Source organism: Hominiventricola filiformis (assembly GCF_020686965.1).
Taxonomy (GTDB): domain Bacteria; phylum Bacillota; class Clostridia; order Lachnospirales; family Lachnospiraceae; genus Hominiventricola; species Hominiventricola filiformis.
In genome coordinates, this window is sequence record NZ_JAJEPS010000023.1 from 26585 (window position 1) to 44184 (window position 17600).

The 17600-nt window shown below is 46.5% G+C and carries 17 protein-coding genes and 1 tRNA gene; 5 read left to right on the plus strand and 13 right to left on the minus strand.

Annotated elements, in window-relative coordinates:
* Positions 1-6: 6 nt before the first annotated feature.
* On the minus strand, positions 7-1344 hold the full coding sequence (rsxC, locus tag LKD36_RS15420; RefSeq protein ID WP_308460153.1) for an electron transport complex subunit RsxC: 1338 nt from the start codon (positions 1342-1344) through the stop codon (positions 7-9).
* Between the two features lie 279 nt (positions 1345-1623).
* Here rsxC and LKD36_RS15425 point away from each other — a divergent pair.
* Positions 1624-1711, plus strand: a tRNA-Ser gene (locus LKD36_RS15425).
* Between the two features lie 77 nt (positions 1712-1788).
* Here LKD36_RS15425 and LKD36_RS15430 read toward each other — a convergent pair.
* The gene (locus tag LKD36_RS15430; RefSeq protein ID WP_118769755.1) at positions 1789-2037 is read right to left on the minus strand and encodes a kinase; all 249 of its coding nucleotides are present in this window, start codon (positions 2035-2037) and stop codon (positions 1789-1791) included.
* Positions 2038-2052: 15 nt separating this feature from the next.
* Positions 2053-2595 (minus strand): nitroreductase family protein, encoded by a 543-nt coding sequence (locus LKD36_RS15435; protein WP_308460154.1) that lies wholly within the window; start codon positions 2593-2595, stop codon positions 2053-2055.
* Between the two features lie 109 nt (positions 2596-2704).
* Between LKD36_RS15435 and LKD36_RS15440 the strand changes: the two genes are divergently transcribed.
* Positions 2705-3364: an epoxyqueuosine reductase QueH gene (locus LKD36_RS15440; protein ID WP_308460155.1), complete on the plus strand. Its 660-nt coding sequence runs from the start codon at positions 2705-2707 to the stop codon at positions 3362-3364.
* Here the strand turns inward: LKD36_RS15440 and LKD36_RS15445 are convergent.
* Genes LKD36_RS15445 through mgtE form a run of 4 tightly spaced genes read right to left on the minus strand, consistent with a single transcriptional unit; the run spans position 3361 to position 6488 of the window.
* Positions 3361-3729, minus strand: a complete 369-nt coding sequence (locus tag LKD36_RS15445) for a VOC family protein (RefSeq protein ID WP_308460156.1) — start codon at positions 3727-3729, stop codon at positions 3361-3363. The genes LKD36_RS15440 and LKD36_RS15445 overlap by 4 nt on opposite strands.
* On the minus strand, positions 3719-4642 hold the full coding sequence (locus tag LKD36_RS15450) for an RluA family pseudouridine synthase (RefSeq protein ID WP_308460157.1): 924 nt from the start codon (positions 4640-4642) through the stop codon (positions 3719-3721). Before LKD36_RS15450 ends, LKD36_RS15445 begins: the two co-directional genes overlap by 11 nt.
* Position 4643: 1 nt before the next feature.
* Positions 4644-5141, minus strand: coding sequence for a flavin reductase family protein (locus LKD36_RS15455; RefSeq protein ID WP_118769751.1), 498 nt, complete (start codon positions 5139-5141; stop codon positions 4644-4646).
* 15 nt (positions 5142-5156) lie between these two features.
* Positions 5157-6488 carry a magnesium transporter gene (gene mgtE, locus LKD36_RS15460; RefSeq protein ID WP_118770089.1) on the minus strand — a complete coding sequence of 444 codons (1332 nt, stop codon included), beginning with the start codon at positions 6486-6488 and terminating at the stop codon, positions 5157-5159.
* A 165-nt stretch (positions 6489-6653) separates the two neighbouring features.
* Between mgtE and LKD36_RS15465 the strand changes: the two genes are divergently transcribed.
* On the plus strand, positions 6654-7133 hold the full coding sequence (locus LKD36_RS15465) for an S-ribosylhomocysteine lyase (RefSeq protein WP_118769750.1): 480 nt from the start codon (positions 6654-6656) through the stop codon (positions 7131-7133).
* A 58-nt stretch (positions 7134-7191) separates the two neighbouring features.
* Here the strand turns inward: LKD36_RS15465 and LKD36_RS15470 are convergent, their stop codons facing one another.
* From LKD36_RS15470 to gltX, 5 genes are all read right to left on the minus strand, one after another.
* Entirely contained in the window at positions 7192-8364 is a 1173-nt protein-coding gene (locus LKD36_RS15470; protein ID WP_308460158.1) for an aminotransferase class I/II-fold pyridoxal phosphate-dependent enzyme, read from the minus strand.
* Positions 8365-8481: 117 nt separating this feature from the next.
* On the minus strand, positions 8482-10233 hold the full coding sequence (locus tag LKD36_RS15475) for a Na/Pi cotransporter family protein (protein WP_118769748.1): 1752 nt from the start codon (positions 10231-10233) through the stop codon (positions 8482-8484).
* Between the two features lie 158 nt (positions 10234-10391).
* Positions 10392-11042, minus strand: coding sequence for a YigZ family protein (locus LKD36_RS15480; RefSeq protein WP_308460159.1), 651 nt, complete (start codon positions 11040-11042; stop codon positions 10392-10394).
* Positions 11026-12885 (minus strand): ATP-dependent helicase, encoded by a 1860-nt coding sequence (locus LKD36_RS15485; RefSeq protein WP_308460160.1) that lies wholly within the window; start codon positions 12883-12885, stop codon positions 11026-11028. The genes LKD36_RS15480 and LKD36_RS15485 overlap by 17 nt, the downstream gene beginning before the upstream one ends.
* 12 nt (positions 12886-12897) lie before the next feature.
* Positions 12898-14349 (minus strand): glutamate--tRNA ligase, encoded by a 1452-nt coding sequence (gltX, locus tag LKD36_RS15490; protein WP_308460161.1) that lies wholly within the window; start codon positions 14347-14349, stop codon positions 12898-12900.
* Positions 14350-14542: 193 nt separating this feature from the next.
* On the opposite strand from gltX, the gene LKD36_RS15495 reads away from it, so the two are divergent.
* The gene (locus LKD36_RS15495) at positions 14543-15208 is read left to right on the plus strand and encodes a site-2 protease family protein (protein ID WP_308460162.1); all 666 of its coding nucleotides are present in this window, start codon (positions 14543-14545) and stop codon (positions 15206-15208) included.
* 44 nt (positions 15209-15252) lie between these two features.
* On the opposite strand, the gene LKD36_RS15500 is transcribed toward LKD36_RS15495, so the two are convergent.
* A complete protein-coding gene (locus LKD36_RS15500; RefSeq protein ID WP_308460163.1) occupies positions 15253-16017 on the minus strand; it encodes a type III pantothenate kinase in 765 nt (254 codons plus the stop codon).
* Between the two features lie 315 nt (positions 16018-16332).
* Here LKD36_RS15500 and coaBC point away from each other — a divergent pair, with 315 nt between their 5' ends.
* The gene (gene coaBC / locus LKD36_RS15505) at positions 16333-17517 is read left to right on the plus strand and encodes a bifunctional phosphopantothenoylcysteine decarboxylase/phosphopantothenate--cysteine ligase CoaBC (RefSeq protein ID WP_308460164.1); all 1185 of its coding nucleotides are present in this window, start codon (positions 16333-16335) and stop codon (positions 17515-17517) included.
* The last annotated feature ends 83 nt before the right edge of the window (positions 17518-17600 follow it).

Consider the following 17600-nt stretch of genomic DNA (forward strand, 5'->3'; position numbering starts at 1 on the left):
TCCCCCTTATTTCTTTCTCTTAGCTGCCATAATCTCAGACTTGGTCTGTTTGAACAGCTGCATCAGCGGTCTCTTTGCAGGACAGACGAATGTACAGGAACCACATGCGATACATTCCAGTCCATACAATTTGTTCTCATATCTGTCATAATCCTTTTTCTCAGCAGCCGCCGCCATCATCTGCGGTGTCAGTCCGAGCGGACATACATGTGCACAGCGTCCGCAGCGGATACATGCTGTCTGCTGCTCTTCTGCCTGTGCTACCGGATCCTTCGCAAGGATCGTCAATGCATTGTTATTTTTATTTACCACTGCATCCAAATCTGACATGGCAAATCCCATCATCGGTCCGCCGCAGAGCAGCTTCTCTGGCTCTACACCATCCTTGAATCCGCCTGCTGCTTCCAGCATCTCCTCAAGTCCGGTACCGATCTTCACGATCAGGTTGCACGGATTCTTCACTGCATCACCAGATACAGTAAATCCTCTCTCCATCAGAGGTTCTGACTTACAGACAGCACGATAAATCGCTCTTACAGTAGCCACATTATCCACCACACATCCTACGTCTGCAGGCAGCATACCGAGTTTGATATGTTTTCCGGCAACAACGTCCATGATCGCACGCTCACCACCCTGCGGGTATTTCGGCACTACGCGATGCACACGGATATTGCTCTCTCCTGAACAGGCTTTCTCCATAGCCGCAATAGCTTCCGGCTTGTTCTCCTCGATCAGGATCACACCTTCTGCATTCGGGAACAGGGTCAGCATAATCTTCAGGCCGCCTACGATCTCGTCTGCATAATTTCTCATGAGCTGGTCATCACAGCAGATATAAGGCTCACACTCCGCACCGTTTGCGATAACAAAACGGATATCATTCGGGTTCTTCGGTGCAAGCTTCACATGAGTCGGGAAACCGGCTCCTCCAAGACCTACGATACCTGCAGCTTTTACTTTATCCAGAATCTCCGGACCGGTCAGCGTTGTATAGTCAACCTCCGTTCCGATTCCTTCTGCCAGCGTATACTGACCATCATTTTCAATGACAATGGACATATCAGATGTACCGAGCACGTTTTTACGTTTCTCGATTGCTTTTACTTTACCGGAGCAGGAGCTGACAATATTTGCTGATACAAATCCGTCAGCTTCGGCAATCAGCTGGCCAGCAAGCACCTGATCTCCTTTCTGAACTACAGGTTTTGCAGGTTTTCCGATATGCTGATTCAGATGAAATACCATGTCTCCCTTAGGAAGCCATGTCTGAAACGGAATATCGCGTGCAAAGCTTTTTCCGTCATCGGGATGTACACCGCCACGAAATGTCTTATTGTACATATGGCACTTTCTCCTCCACTCTGTTTTTCTGAAAAGACGGCAGTCTCCCTGTCGCACTCTATCAGTTATTACTCAAAGTAGAATAACATGTCATTTTTTTCATGTCAACTTTCGATAATTTTCTATCAATCTTCATTGATATTTTTATAACAAACTACCAAATACACATTATATGAGCACCGTTTCATCAACTTTTCAATGTCTTTTGATACATTCTCCTCTTCATTTCCTATTTGCAAATTTTCTCTGCTTATGGTAAACTATAACAGTTCTTTTTATGGAGACATATCGAAGTGGCCATAACGAGCTTGACTCGAAATCAAGTTGTCGGGCAACCGGCACGTGGGTTCGAATCCCACTGTCTCCGCTGATCAGAAGAGGCTGTTGTAAAACAGATGAGTAATCATCCATTTTACAACAGCCCCTTTTCTTTCTCATCAAATATCAATGCCAGTCTTTCATAATCTCCAGAATCTCTGTTTCATAATCCCCTGTCAGCTCTTCCTGTCTGCCGCCATGGCGGAGATTATTTTCCACGCCCCACATATCATCATGAAATTCCCAGATATGATAAGGCACGCCGCGGTAATCAAAATCAATGCTGCCACAGCCGTCTTCCTCAGTATATTTGTATTTCCAGCCGCGCTCTTCCAGAAATGCGCGAACTTTTGCAAGTCTCTTTGTATCTTCCATCTGTCCTCCTTTTCTTTAACGGAATGCCAGCAGCATGTCCACATCTTTTCTTTTCGGTGCCGCCGGTTCTTCTGCCGGATAACCAATCGGAATCAGTGCACCAATCCGGACTCCTTCCGGCAGTTCCAGAAATGCCGCTGTCTTTTTCTCATCGTAAATTCCCAGAATACAGGTACCAAGTCCTTTTTCATAGGCTGCCAGACAGAAAGCTTCTGCTGCAATACCTGCATCAAAAGACTCCCACGCATCACCTCTGGTTGTACTGAAAGAGCCGTCTCGCTCATAGCCAGAACGTCCAGAAATATATGTAAGTACCATCAGTGACGGCGCACGACTGATAATATCCTCGTTATGTGCAAATCCCATTGTACAGTAGTCTGCAATCTGTTGTTTCAGCACCGGGTCTTCCACGCACACGTATCGAACGATCTGCGTATTCTTCCAGCTAGGTGCAAATCTTGCAGTCTCCACAACCTCTTCGATCAGGCTATGGGGAATTGCATCTTCTTTATATTTTCGAATGCTTCTTCTGATTTTAATATTGGAAACGGTATCCATCTGTCACCCTCCTCACACTCTTTTTTGCTTTCTATTATAATAAGTTCTCTTCCTACTTGCAACCATCGTATCAGCAGTCTATAATACCCCTCAGAAAGGAATTCTCATTATGAATAAACGAAATTACCAGCGTGAACTGGACAAATTAATACAAGAACTCGAAACAAACGGCGAAGTGCCAACACTCCTCCTTCATTCCTGCTGTGCGCCATGCAGCAGTTATGTACTGGAATATCTGTCCCAGTATTTTAAAATCACAGTCCTGTACTACAACCCGAACATTTACCCGGAAAGTGAGTACCGATATCGTGCCGAGGAGCAGAAGCGTTTCATCAGCCTTCTGCCTGTGAAGCATCCCATCTCTTTTGTGGAAGGTGATTATATTCCAAAAGATTTCTACCAGACAGTAAAGGGCCTGGAGCATATTCATGAAGGCGGCGAGCGCTGTTTTGCCTGCTATCGGCTGCGGCTTACGGAAGCTGCCAACGCAGCAAAGGAACTGGGGCTTGACTATTTTGCAACTACCCTCACAATCAGTCCCTTAAAAAATGCCTCCAAACTAAATGAAATCGGTGAAGAACTGGCAGACACCTATCATGTCCGCTGGCTCCCCAGCGATTTCAAGAAGAAAAACGGTTATAAACGCTCCACGGAATTATCCCACGAATACGGCATGTACCGGCAGGACTACTGTGGATGTGTCTTTTCCTATCGGGAACGTCACCCGGAGACCGTTGTAGCCAGCGACGACGCTCCGTTAGATGTCTAACGGGTCGGTACAATCTCCAGCCAGTAACCATCCGGATCCTGGATGAAATAAATGCCCATGGAAGGATTTTCAAAGCAGATGCATCCCATCTCTTTGTGCTTTTCATGGGCTGCTTCATAATCATCCACGCGGAATGCCAGGTGGAATTCACAGTCTCCCAGATTATATGGACGATCCATTTCTTTCAACCATGTTAACTCCAGTTCAAAATCACTCTCTTCATTTTTCAGATAAGCAATGATAAAGGAACCGTCCGGTGCCTCAATTCTGCGGTCTTCTTTCAATCCCAGTGCTTCCTCATAAAATTCCTCGGATTTCTGTAAATCTGCCACATTATAGTTCTCATGAATCATTTTAAATTTCATCTTCTTCTCTCCTTTTCCATTCTGCATAATTTTTCATATCTTCCGGCAGTTCCGCTGTCAGTTTCATCGGTTCTTGCGTCACCGGATGGGTAAACGCAAGGCTCCGGGAATGCAGAAGCGGCCGGTCTGCCGAACAATCCTCCGGTGCATAGAGATAATCACCTGCCAGTGGATGCCCGATGGCTTTCATGTGTACCCGGATCTGATGGGTCCGTCCTGTCTCCAGCTGAAGACGCAGCATAGTATAGCTTCCATTGCCCGGTACTTTGCAGACAGCCACCGGCTCGTAATGAGTTACTGCCCGTTCTCCATGTTCCTGATCAATACATCGTTCAATCACAGAATCCGATACTCGCCCAATGGGAAGGTCCACCGTCCCCGGTTTCCGAATTTCACCGGATGCCACCGCCAGATAGGTTCTTTTAATCTTCCTCTTCTTCATGGCACTGTAAAGAACTGCCGCGCTGAACATATTTTTGGCAATAATTAAAAGCCCAGTCGTTCCCGCATCCAGACGATTGATACAGCGGAAAGGAAAGGGTTCACCCGTCTGTTGACATCTCCACATGACTCCATTCGCCAGCGTATTTTCATAATGGTTAATAGACGGGTGGACCGGCAGTCCCGCAGGTTTGTCAATCACCAGCAGATCTTCATCTTCATATACCACAGAAAAAGGCAGGCAGACAGGAACAATTCCCTCACTGCCTGCCTCTTCCGTCAGTCGAAGTTTTATCTGGTCACCTGATCGCACCGGCTCCTTTGCAAAAGGACGTTCTCCATTTTTGAAGAGTCCTTTTGTATTTTTCAGATGAGCAAGCACCTGCCGGGAACAGCCTTTGTCACGGAGCCACTCCAGAAGGCTGACGCCTGCTTCTTCCTCCGTTACCGTATAGGTCAGTGTCCGTATCATCTTAATCTACAAGCACTTTCTCGATCTCTGCAATGTACATCGTATGATAATCCTTGTTCGGATACCATTTCTCGTCGCAGCTCTTATCAATAAAGCAAGCCGGATCATAGGGCTGTGCATACAGTTTTCTGCACACCAGTACTGTATTGGCTTCCTCAAAATACGGTGTTCCGTTCTCATGTGCCACATGCAGACCTGATTTTGCAATCTTGTCCTCATCGCGACCGGAAACAGTTCCAAAATAATTCAGAGTCTTTCTGTAATCCTCTCCCAGCACAGATAATGAGAAATGATCTCCAGCGTCAATGAATTCCTTCGTATAACGCTGCGGGCGGATAAATACGTAAGCAACCGGCTTGCCCCACATAATGCCAACGCCTCCCCAGGATGCGGTCATCGTATTTGCTTTTCCTTCTTTTTCTGCAGTAACAAGCAGCCACTCTTTTCCAATCATCTGAAACGGATTCTTCTGAAGTTCTTCCGGTTTTATCTCTTTCATATTTGTTCTCCTTTTCTATATCGCTAATAAATGACACGCTATCTGAAAATATACGATCAGACTACATGCGTCTACAATAGTTGAAATCAGCGGTGCTGCCATAATTGCCGGATCCAGATGCAGAAGCTGCGCCAGAATCGGCAGCGTACATCCAATGGTCTTTGCCAGAATAATTGTCAGCATCAGACTCACGACGACAGTTACACAGACCAGTGTTTCTCCCGGATACTGAAGCATCAGGCGGATAAAGTTAAGTCCTGCCAGAATGACACCTACCACAACAGCCACCCGGATCTCTTTCCATACAATCCTGAGGATATCTCTCGGCTCCACGTCACCAATCGTCATGGCACGGATAATCGTCGTACTGGACTGGCTTCCGGCATTTCCACCGGTTCCCGTCAGCATGGGCACAAAACTTACCAGCAATGGAAGTGCCGCAAATGCCGCCTCATAGTAAGTCAGGATACTTCCCGTAATCATAGAACTGATCATCAGTACCGTCAGCCATACAATACGGTTCTTCGCCAGTTCAAAAATACCGGTTTTCAGATAAGGTTTGTCACTGGGAAGCATAGCCGCCATCTTCTCGATATCTTCGGTCGCCTCCTCTTCCATGACGTCCACAACATCATCAACTGTGACAATACCGACCAGCCGTTCCTCGTGATCCACCACCGGCAGACACATCAGGTCATATTTATTAAAAAGATCTACGACCTCTTCCTGATCTTCTGTAGTCACTGCCTTAATGACATTTTCATCCATGATGTCCTGAATCTTCATCTCATACGGATTCATCAGAAGATCCTTGATCGTGACAACACCTTCCAGCCTCCGCTGGCCATCCGTCACAAAACAGGTATAGATCGTCTCTTTATCCACACCATGCGCACGGATATAGGCAAACGCCTGCTCCACATTCATATATTTCTTCAGGCCGATATATTCTGCCGTCATAATGCTTCCGGCACTGTTTTCCGGATACTGCAGAAACTGATTGATCAGCTGTCTTGTCTCGGTTCCGGCTGTCCTCATGACACGCTTTACCACCGTTGCAGGAAGCTCTTCCAGCATATCTACCGCATCATCAACAAACAGATCTTCGATAATCTTACTGACCTCCGCATCGGTAATACTGTTGATAATATGCTGCTGAATATCCGGCTCCAGAAATGCAAAAGCATCCGCCGCCTGATCCTTGGGCAGCATACGGAAAATCAACACTTTTTTGTTATCATCCAGTTCTTCCATGAACTCTGCAATATCCGCTTCGTTCATCTCCGCAAGACGGGATCTTAATAACCGGAATTTCCGCTCCTCCACATATTGAAGCAGTTCTTCCATATCAAAATTTTCCGCTGTCACTACCGTATTCCTCGTCTTTTCTGATTTTTAAACATGCCGGGAACCACCTTTTTACCATTCCCAACAGTTACAATTTTATCTTTCTTCCTTGCCTTTGTCAACAAACTTTGCTATCATGAAAGCCAGAGAAAAGGAGGCTTTCGCATGGAAAAAATCACTAGTTTTACTATCGACCACATCCGCCTGATTCCAGGCGTCTACGTATCCAGAAAGGATCCGGTAGGTGACTCTGTCATCACAACATTTGATCTTCGCATGACCAATCCCAATGAGGAGCCAGTCATGAATACAGCAGAAATGCATGCGATGGAGCATCTGGGGGCAACCTTCTTAAGAAACCATCCCGTCTTCGGTTCCAGAATCATTTATTTCGGGCCTATGGGATGCCGTACTGGCTTTTACCTGCTGCTTGCGGGTGATTACGAATCTACGGATATCGTAAATCTCATGATTGAAATGTACGAATTCATCCGCGATTTTGAAGGAGAAATACCAGGTGCCAGTGCAAAAGACTGCGGCAATTATCTGGACATGAATCTTCCCATGGCAAAATGGCTTGCCAGAAAATATCTGGATGAAGTTCTCTACGATATCACTCCGGACCGTCTGCGTTATCCGGAATAACAGAAAAAGCCAAAAAACCCGGGAATTCGATTTTTGTATCGCTCCCGGGTATTTTCTGTCAGTCTTTTAAAATTCCGCTGTCTGCCACTGCTTTTATAGCTTTCTCGATCATTTCCACCGGATATACCAGTGCAATCCGCACATATCCTTCTCCAAGGTTACCAAATGCCGTTCCAGGCGTCACGATCATGCCTGCTTTTTCCATCAGATCAATTACAAACTTCTCACTGCTCTGATAATTTTTCGGAATCGGCGCCCATACAAACATCGTTCCCTGTCCATCCGGAACCTCCCAGCCAATCTTAGTCAGGCCTCTGCACAGCGCATAATTCCGTCTCTCATACTCTGCGCACTGTTCCCACACACTCTCCTGAGGTCCGGTCAGTGCTGCCACTGCTGCCTTCTGGATCGGAAGAAAGATGCCATAGTCAATCTGGGAACGAACTTTTTTGAACATATTGATGATCTCACGGTTTCCAAGTGCAAAAGAAATCCGCATACCAGTCATATTATAGGATTTAGACAGGGAATAAAACTCAATGCCCACCTCCATTGCTCCTGGATAAGACAGAAATGATTTTCCCTTCTTTCCGCCAAATACAATATCAGAATATGCATTGTCATGAAGAAGCACAACATCATATTTCTTTGCAAATGCAATAGCTCTCTCATAAAAATCATCATCTGCCACAGAACATACCGGATTGGCCGGGCAGGAAATGATCATGAATTTTGCCTTTCTGGCCGTTTCTTCCGGAATATCATTAAAATCCGGAATAAAATTATTTTCCTTATAGAGGGGATAGGTCTCCACCTTTGCTCCCATCAGCTGTGGGCCCATTCCAAATACCGGATATCCAGGGTTTGGCACCAGCATCACATCCCCCGGATCACAGAGTACCAGGCCAATGTGCGCCATGCCTTCCTGCGAACCATACATACTCATGATCTGGTCGGTCATGAGTTCCACTCCAAAACGTGTCTGGTAGAAATCTCGCATAGCTTCCAGCATCTCCGGCCGGTCTGCCAATGCATATTTATAATTTTCCGGATCCTTGCAGGCTTCCTGCATGGCTTTCATGATATGATCCGGCGTCTTAAAATCCGGTGTTCCCACAGAAAAATTATAAACTGTGCGTCCGGCCTTTATAAGTTCTTCCTTCTTTGTATTCAGTACCGAAAAGATACCTTCCTCTATTCCAAGTGCTCTTTCTGAAAATCTGATATCCATCTGTCTTTCCTCCGATTACAATTGTACGTTTCTATTTTAAAGAAATCCAGGCGAATGTCAAAGTAAAAAAAGTCATGCATCCATCTGAACACATGACCTTTTCTCACATACTGCAGATTAAGCCAGCTGATATTTTGCCTTATACTGCTCATATTCTGCATGATATTCCGACTCCGGAAGCATGGTTTCCAGATCGTGAATTGTCAGAGACTTTTTATCCTTCTGGGACAGGTAGTTGGCAATTCTTAAACATCTTAGACTGATTCGTTCATAGCTGTTCAGAATATCCGTCAACACGATTCCCACTTCCATAGAACATTTGTTTTTGATCAATCGGGACATATGACGCTCTTTCACCTTGCCGGACAGATCCAACAGCAGGTGACGGCATGCATAGACATCCAGCATCGTCTCTCCTTTTGCATGGAACATTTCAATTGTCTTGTCAACCAGCTCGGTTTCCAGCTCCTGAAGCACGGAAAGCTCATCCAGCGCCATCTCAGAAAATGCATTTTCTTTGGCATCCAGTCCCCGGTAAGCAATCCCAATATTGCAGACCTGGTCACTGATGGTCTCAATATCATTGACCGTATAAAGAAGGACGGAAAGTTTCTGGCTCTCTGCCTCATTGATTCCCTTGTGGGACAGAGCCAAAAGATAGTTGGAGATCTGGTTCTCGTAGCCATCCACCAGTTCCTCGCTGTCTTTCATCTCCACCACGGTATCCGGCTGATAATTTTTTATCAGCGTCTCAGACATTCCCAGAGATCTTCTCACCTCCTGAAACATAGTCAGAGCTGCTGTCTCACTGATCTCCAATGCATACCCCGGTACTTCCAGAAAACGTTCGTCCAAAATGGTGAGTTTTCCGGAATTTTTGCTTTTCTCGTCGTCAGTAACCGGAATCACAACGTATGCCAGTTTTACCAGCATCTGGTTAAACGGAAGCAGGACCAGTGTTACCGTCACATTGAAGATGGTATGGATCATGGCTATTCCCACCGGTGCTGCATTTTCACCAAGGAACGCAAAATGCACAAACAGATTCAATGTATAGAAGACGGTCAGAAACAACACCGTACCAATCATATTGAACATCAGATGGATCGTTGCCGCACGTTTTGCATTTTTCTTTGCTCCGATGGCAGACAACATGGCAGTCACACAGGTACCGATATTCTGTCCCATGATAATCGGAAGTGCTGTACTATAAGGAACTGCTCCAGTCATACACAGTGCCTGCAGGATACCAACAGAAGCACTGGAACTCTGGATCACCGCAGTCAGCACGGCACCTGCAAGAACTCCCAGCACTGGGTTGGAGAAAATCAAAAGAATGTTGGTAAATTCCGGTACGTCTGCCAGCGGTTTTACTGCGCCGGACATGGTTTCCATACCATACATCAAAATAGTAAAGCCAATCAGGATATTTCCAATATCCTTTTTCTTCTCCCGTTTGGAAAACATGATCATTGCCATGCCGATCACACCCAGTATCGGGGAGAAGGTGGATGGTTTTAACAGCTGCATAAAGAAACTGTCACTCTCGATTCCTGCCAGTGACAGGATCCAGGAAGTCACTGTCGTACCGATATTGGCACCCATAATGACACCGACTGCCCGGGAAAGTGTCATGATTCCACTGTTTACAAAACCAACTACCATAACTGTGGTAGCGGAAGAACTCTGAATCACGCCAGTGACCACAATACCAAGAAGCACTGCCTTGATCAGATTGGACGTCAGATTTTCCAGAATTTTCTCCAGCTTTCCACCGGATGCAGATTCCAGTCCCTGGCCCATCAGTTCCATTCCAAACAGGAACATTGCCAGACCCCCGAAAAGGGTCAGCACATTAAATACACTCATACCTCTATCCTCCATAGATTTACACGTAACGTAAAAGAAGGATTGTACTATCACAATCCTTCTGGCTTGACTATATCAGTGTTTTTCCCCCTGTGTCAACGCTTTACACAGCTTTCAGCGAGATTTTACGCAGGCCTTATTTTGATTTTACATAGATTTTACATAACTGTAAATTCCCCGTTAATTTCCGCAAAATAGACAGGATCTGACTCCTCCATCTGCGCAGTGGCGCTGGTGGCTTCCGTTATGGCTTTTTTGATCTCCTGTATCCGCGAAGACTCCACCAGAACCGTAAACACCACCTTGTCCGTGTACTCCGCAGACAGGATCGGAATCTCTTTTTGTCCAAACAAATATTGGAGTTTTCCCACTCCATTATAATCCGTAGTCACAGACAACTTCACACCCAGATATTTCGTAATAACGGTACTGTTTTTCAGACCTTCCTGCACTGCTCCAGAATAGGCTCTCACCAGTCCGCCTGTGCCAAGAAGAGTTCCGCCAAAATAACGGGTTACTACCACTGCCACATCTGTAAGACCCGCCCCAGTCAGCACATCCATCATAGGTTTTCCTGCCGTCTGGGACGGTTCCCCGTCATCACTGCATCGCTTGAATTCCTGCCGTTCACCCAGGATGAATGCCCAGCAGTTGTGTCTGGCATCCCAGTATTTCTTCCGCATTTCCTCTACGAACTGATTGGCTTCTTCCTCTGTCTTTACCGGACGAACCGTGGCGATAAAACGGGACTTTTTCTCCACCAGCTCTCCTTCTCCGCCTTCATATACGGTCTTATACTGCTCTGTCATCTTTCATCTCCTCCACAAACCTTGATACGGTCAGCTCATGACTGAACTGCTTCTTCGCCCAGCAGATGGTCAGCTCCTTCTTCGCCCTGGTCATGGCTACGTAAAACATCCGCCGTTCTTCCTCCAGATCCGCATCCAGTACTGCCTTTTTATAAGGTGTAATGCCTTCCGCCGCATCCAGAATAAAAACCTTATCATACTCCAGCCCTTTGCTGCTGTGCATAGTGGCCAGGTGGACACCTTCTTTTACTTCCTGCTGCCGCTTCCGCATCTCATCCATTTCTTTTTTATAGCGTTCCATGTATGCAAACCATTCATCGTAAGTCTTATAAGCACGGGCGCTCTCCTGAAGTTCATTTAACACCTCCATAAGATCTTCCGCATTCATCCGGCGAAATTCTGCATACTCTTTCAGATACTCCTCATATCCCATCACATGCCGGATGTAATTGATGGCCGCAAAAGGTCCCATCCTGCCCAGCATCTTCAGATCATACTGAAGCCGTTCAATCTTATCACAGACATAGGGTTTGTCCTTATAATAGTCCATCATATACTCCCAACAGATGATCTCATCATTCAAACACTCCCGGTTCATGTACCGTTTGGGCCGGTTGAGTACCGGCAGTAAATCCTTCCGAAGCTTCGAGCCACAGGCCAGCCGGATATAACAGAACAGATTTTTCGCAATCCAGTGTTCAAAAAGATTTGGCACCTGATCTCTTACCCGGAATGGCACATTGAATTCCATGAATTTCTGTATGAGAAGCCTTGGCTGAGTGTTGGTGCGGTAAAGCACCGCCATCTGCTGCCAGGCGCCGCCATTTTTCTTATACTCCTGCATTTCTTTCAACAGATACAGACATTCCTGCTGCTGATCTTCAAAGGCGAGGATTCGCACACCCGGTCCCTCTCCTCCTCTGGCCGTAATCTCTTTTGCAAACCGGGACTGATTTTTCCGAATGACCCGGCCTGCTGCATTGACAATCTGTCTGGTAGAACGGAAATTATCATTTAACAATACACGACCCGCTGTCGGAAAGTCCTTCTGGAAGTTCAGCATAATCTCCGGTTTCGCACCCCGGAAGCGATAGATGGACTGGTCATCATCTCCCACGATAAAGAGATTATTTTCCGGCTGTGCCAGAAGCCGCAAAATATCATACTGCAGGCGGTTGATGTCCTGAAACTCATCTACCAAAATGTACCGGAATTTCTTCTGCCACGCTTCCAGAATGTCCGGCCGTTTCGTTAAAAGCTCCCATGTATAGCTGAGCATATCATCAAAATCAATCAGTCTCGCATTCCGCTTCCGCTGCTCATAGGATGCAAAGATTTTCCGAAAAATATCTTCCGCACAGTTTTTGGAAAAATAGTGCTCCAGCGAAATCCGTTCATTCTTGATCAGGCTGATTTCGCCCAGCACGCCGGAGATAAATTCATTTTCATCATCGATCTCCAGCTTCAGCCGATCCACGATTTCCTTCATATACTGATATCTGGTCTCTTCCCTTAAAATATTAGCCGCTGTAAATCCATAAGACAGCTTTAAAATATTGAAAAATACTGCATGAAAAGTGCCAAACAACACATTTCCATAACCCTGCGGCTTTTCCTCAGACTGTTCCATCAGGCGCAAAAAGCGCTCCTTCATTTCCGTGGCAGCTGCCTTGGTGAAGGTAATCACCAGAATGGAGGAGGGAGAAATATGACAGTCCTGCACCAGGTACTGGACTCTTTTTGTTACAACGGTAGTTTTTCCCGAACCGGGACCTGCCAGAACGAGCAACGGTCCGTCCTGATGACGGATCGCTTCGCTCTGTGATTTTGTAAAAGAACTCATACAGACTCGCTTTTAGCTTAATTTCTCGATTGCTTTCTCAATACGTGCAATGCTCTCTTCTTTGCCAAGGATCTCCAGAATCTCAGTTGCACCGCAAGGGGTCATCTGTTTTCCGGAAGCAGCGGTACGGATCGGCCACATGACATAACCGTTTTTGTAACCTTTCTCCTTCACGAATGCACACAGCATCTCATACAGAGCATCGTTGCTGTAGTCTTCCTGTGCTTTCAGAAGCGGAAGCACTTCTTTTAATACCTGAAGAGAGGACTCAGCAGTGGTCTTCATCTTCTTGTGGGTATACATTGCCACATCATATTCCGGTACTTCCTCAAAGAAATCAATCAGATCCTTGATATCCGGGAAGATCTCGATACGGGTCTTCACCATCTGGGCAATCTTCTTAAAGTCATAATCCTTCGTAATGACTTCTTTCATATACGGAAGTGCTCTCTCATAGAACGGCTCAAAGTCCATCTTCTTAATGTACTCGCCGTTCATCCATTTCAGTTTGCCGTAGTCAAAGACTGCCGGGGATTTGCTGATGTGATGATAATCAAATTTCTCAATCAGTTCCTGAAGGGACATAATCTCCTGATTATCCTCCGGAGACCATCCAAGCAGTGCAACGAAGTTTACCACTGCCTCGGTCAGGAATCCCTGCTCAATCAGATCTTCATAGGAAGAATGTCCGCAGCGCTTGCTCAGCTTCTTGTGGTTCTCATCGGTAATCAGCGGGCAGTGCACGTATACCGGTACTTCCCAGCCAAATGCATCATAAAGACGATTGTATTTTGGTGAAGAGGACAGATACTCATTTCCTCTGACTACGTGAGTGATACCCATAAGATGATCATCTACTACGTTTGCAAAATTGTAGGTCGGATATCCATCGGACTTGATCAGAATCATATCATCCAACTCGGAGTTATCCACGGTGATATCTCCGTAAATCTCGTCATGGAAAGTAGTCGTTCCGGTCTGCGGGTTATTCTGACGGATAACGTAGGGAACCCCTGCTTTTAACTTCTCCTCTACCTCTTCTTTGGACAGATGCAGACAGTGTTTGTCATAGATCATGATCTCCTTGCCTGCCACTTCCTGTTTCAGGCTCTCAAGGCGCTCCTTATCACAGAAGCAGTAATAAGCTTCCCCTTTATCGATCAGTTTCTTTGCATACTCCATATAAATTCCGGATTTTACACGCTCACTCTGTACATAGGGGCCAACACCGCCATCTTTGTCAGGACCCTCGTCATGGACAAGTCCGGTTGCCTGCATGGTGCGGTAAATAATATCGACCGCTCCCTCTACCAGACGCTCCTGGTCAGTATCCTCAATACGGAGAAGGAAATCTCCTCCCTCATGTTTTGCGATCAAATATGCATACAGCGCCGTTCTTAAATTTCCTACGTGCATACGTCCGGTCGGGCTCGGCGCGAATCTTGTACGAATCTTATCAGCCATCTTTCTTCTTATCTCCTTGTTTCTTAACTATCATCAGGGCAGATGCCCATATTGGTCTATATTATAAACGATTGATTCAGGATTTACAAGAGCCGGGAAAGTGGAACTTTTCTTTTCAGTAGAAATAAGGTAGAATAATACGATAATCCGTCATGAAATTCCGGCGGAATTCATCGCGAAAGAAGGAAAAATTATGCTGCGTTATTATATTGCCCAGCTGCAGGTGATCCTCTATGTGGCACCTGTCATGCTGTTAGCCATTATCTGTCACGAATGTGCCCACGGCTTCGTCTCCGACCGCCTGGGTGATCCAACGCCACGGATGTCAGGCCGCCTGACTCTAAATCCGCTCAAACATCTGGATCCCATAGGTACCTTGTGTCTTCTGTTCTTCCATATGGGATGGGCCAATCCAGTGCCCATCAATCCCTACTATTATAAGGATCGGAAGAAAGGCATTATCCTGGTCTCCCTGGCTGGTCCTGCTGTCAATATGCTGCTGGCTTTTGTGTCCCTGTTTATCGAAGGACTGTTTATGCTCTACGGTTCTTCCAGCTCCTCCATTGTACAGACAGCCATGAGCCTTGCTTACTATTCCGCCGTTCTGAACATTGGTCTTGGCATTTTTAACCTGATTCCGGTACCGCCCCTGGACGGTTCCCACGTGTTGGGAGAGCTGTCTCCAAAGGCTGCAGAACTTTACGGACGCTATGCCCGTTACTGGGGACTCGCTCTGATTCTTCTCCTGGCATCCGGTGCCTTGAGCCGCCCCCTTGGTTTCTTAAATGATGCGGTTTTAAACGGTATGTGGAGCATCATCCGCATGATTCTTCTGCGGCTCCCTCAACCTATGATTTAAGGCAGAACAGGCAGCCTGGTATTTTGTAACCGGCTGCCCGTTTTTTATTTATTCTTCTCGTAGATGATCTTCAGACCTTTCAACAGCAGAGCGTCATCCAGAATGATGTCATGCTTACAATAAGGAATCAGTGCCTTTGCCAGCCCGCCAGTCGCGATAATGGTAAGCTTCTGTCCCATCTCTTCTTCGATCTTATCCAGCATTCCATCAATCAGAGCTACATTTCCATAGAACACACCACTCTTCATACAGTCTACCGTATTTTTACCAATGAGCTTCGCCGGTGCCTCCAGACTGATCTTTGGAAGCTGGGCAGTTCTGGCAGTTAAAGTATCTGCCGCAATCCGCATGCCAGGAATGATGGCTCCGCCAATGTAATTCTTTTTACCATCCACCACGCAGATGGTGGTCGCTGTTCCCATATCGATGATTGCCGCCGGAACCGGATACTCATGTACCACTGCCACCGCATTGACGATGCGGTCACTTCCCACCTGGCGCGGATCGTCCATCAGCACATTCAGTCCGGTCTTTACACCCGGCCCAATGAGCATCACTTTCTGATTCAGAATCTTCTCCATGGAATGCTTCACAATGTTCGTCACCGGAGGAACTACCGAAGAAATGATACCGCCATCCAGCTCTTCAATGCTGACACCGTACATTTCCAGCACGTTCTTAAAACTAATGGCATATTCCAGTTCCGTTCGGGTGGATACCGTAGACAGGCGCTCCACAAAACAGATCTCCTCGCCGTGAATGCAGCCCACCACAATGTTTGTATTTCCAATATCTACTGCTAATATCATATTTTTATCCCTCATTTCGTTATAATCAAATGCCAAATTATTTCTTATTTTACCATCTTTTCCTTTACTTTTCCATGGCTTTATGCCATATTTATGATGATATTGTATGTACGGTTCACAGGTCACGAAATATGGGAAGGTGACAGCCTGTGAGCGGAACCGCTCTCGCTAAGTCCTCGATCCAGCGGTACTAACATTCGAACTACGCCTAGGGCTTGTTCTCATGAAGTACCGGGACTGCGGACGTTCCTTTCACAGGCTGTCACCTTCCCAATCACGCACCTGTAAATAGTACACAAACCATGGAGGTTTTCTATGTTAAAAAATAAATGCGTAGTTCTCGGTGTGACCGGGAGTATCGCCGCTTATAAAATTGCATCCTTAGCCAGCGCCCTGAAAAAGCAACACTGCGATGTGCAGGTCATTATGACCAGAAATGCAGCGCAGTTTATCACACCGGTGACCTTTGAGATCCTCACTGGAAATAAATGTCTCATCGATACTTTTGACCGGAATTTCACTTTCGAGGTGGAACATATTTCCGTAGCAAAGAAAGCGGATCTGGTACTGGTTGCCCCGGCTTCCGCCAATATCATTGGAAAGCTTGCTCACGGCATTGCCGACGATATGCTCACCACCACCATCCTGGCCTGCAAATGCCCGAAGCTTCTGTCTCCGGCCATGAACACTGCCATGTTTGAAAATCCGGTCGTTCAGGATAACCTGTCCATCCTCAAAAAGTACGGTTGGGAAGTGATCGAGCCTGCCAGCGGATATCTGGCATGCGGTGACACCGGTGCAGGTAAAATGCCGGAACCGGAAGTACTTCTCTCCCATATTGAGCAGCATCTGGCATGCGAAAAAGATCTGCTCGGTAAGAAAGTGCTGGTCACTGCCGGACCTACTCGGGAGGCATTGGATCCGGTCCGCTATCTTACCAACCATTCCACCGGAAAGATGGGATATGCCATCGCCCATGCCGCTTCACTTCGCGGTGCAGATGTCACCCTGGTATCCGGTCCTGTCTCCATTACCCCACCGCCCTTTGTGAAGGTAATCCCCATCACATCTGCCCAGGATATGTTCGAGGCAGTGTCTGCTCACGCAGCCGAACAAGATGCCATCATCAAAGCGGCCGCTGTAGCTGACTACACCCCTGCAGACGTCAGCTCCGAAAAGGTAAAGAAAAAAGACGGAGACATGAGTATTCCGCTGAAACGAACCACCGATATTTTAAAATATCTGGGCGATCACAAACACGACGGTCAGTTTCTGTGTGGCTTCTCCATGGAAACGGAGCATATGCTGGAAAATTCCACTGCCAAGCTTACGAAAAAGAATGTGGATATGATTGTGGCGAATAACCTGAAAACCACCGGTGCAGGCTTTGGCACCGATACCAATGTAGTCACCCTGATCACCAGAGAAGGCGCGGAAGAACTGCCGCTTATGAGTAAAGAAGAAGTGGCGCATCAGATTTTGAATAGAATTTTTAAGTAAAATAATGGGGCTGTCGCACTAACGTGCGGCAGCTCATTTTATATATCCAACACAAAACGCCGAGCTTCGAAAAGCCCGGCGTT

Coding starts and splice junctions, on each gene's coding strand:
- gltX (WP_308460161.1), bottom strand. CDS start 14,349: ATGGCTGATAAGATTCGTACAAGATTCGCGCCGAGCCCGACCGGACGT.
- LKD36_RS15485 (WP_308460160.1), bottom strand. CDS start 12,885: ATGAGTTCTTTTACAAAATCACAGAGCGAAGCGATCCGTCATCAGGAC.
- LKD36_RS15500 (WP_308460163.1), bottom strand. CDS start 16,017: ATGATATTAGCAGTAGATATTGGAAATACAAACATTGTGGTGGGCTGC.
- LKD36_RS15470 (WP_308460158.1), bottom strand. CDS start 8,364: ATGGATATCAGATTTTCAGAAAGAGCACTTGGAATAGAGGAAGGTATC.
- rsxC (WP_308460153.1), bottom strand. CDS start 1,344: ATGTACAATAAGACATTTCGTGGCGGTGTACATCCCGATGACGGAAAA.
- LKD36_RS15465 (WP_118769750.1), top strand. CDS start 6,654: ATGGAAAAAATCACTAGTTTTACTATCGACCACATCCGCCTGATTCCA.
- LKD36_RS15475 (WP_118769748.1), bottom strand. CDS start 10,233: ATGAGTGTATTTAATGTGCTGACCCTTTTCGGGGGTCTGGCAATGTTC.
- LKD36_RS15455 (WP_118769751.1), bottom strand. CDS start 5,141: ATGAAAGAGATAAAACCGGAAGAACTTCAGAAGAATCCGTTTCAGATG.
- LKD36_RS15480 (WP_308460159.1), bottom strand. CDS start 11,042: ATGACAGAGCAGTATAAGACCGTATATGAAGGCGGAGAAGGAGAGCTG.
- LKD36_RS15430 (WP_118769755.1), bottom strand. CDS start 2,037: ATGGAAGATACAAAGAGACTTGCAAAAGTTCGCGCATTTCTGGAAGAG.
- LKD36_RS15495 (WP_308460162.1), top strand. CDS start 14,543: ATGCTGCGTTATTATATTGCCCAGCTGCAGGTGATCCTCTATGTGGCA.
- coaBC (WP_308460164.1), top strand. CDS start 16,333: ATGTTAAAAAATAAATGCGTAGTTCTCGGTGTGACCGGGAGTATCGCC.
- LKD36_RS15440 (WP_308460155.1), top strand. CDS start 2,705: ATGAATAAACGAAATTACCAGCGTGAACTGGACAAATTAATACAAGAA.
- LKD36_RS15450 (WP_308460157.1), bottom strand. CDS start 4,642: ATGATACGGACACTGACCTATACGGTAACGGAGGAAGAAGCAGGCGTC.
- LKD36_RS15435 (WP_308460154.1), bottom strand. CDS start 2,595: ATGGATACCGTTTCCAATATTAAAATCAGAAGAAGCATTCGAAAATAT.
- mgtE (WP_118770089.1), bottom strand. CDS start 6,488: ATGGAAGAACTGCTTCAATATGTGGAGGAGCGGAAATTCCGGTTATTA.
- LKD36_RS15445 (WP_308460156.1), bottom strand. CDS start 3,729: ATGAAATTTAAAATGATTCATGAGAACTATAATGTGGCAGATTTACAG.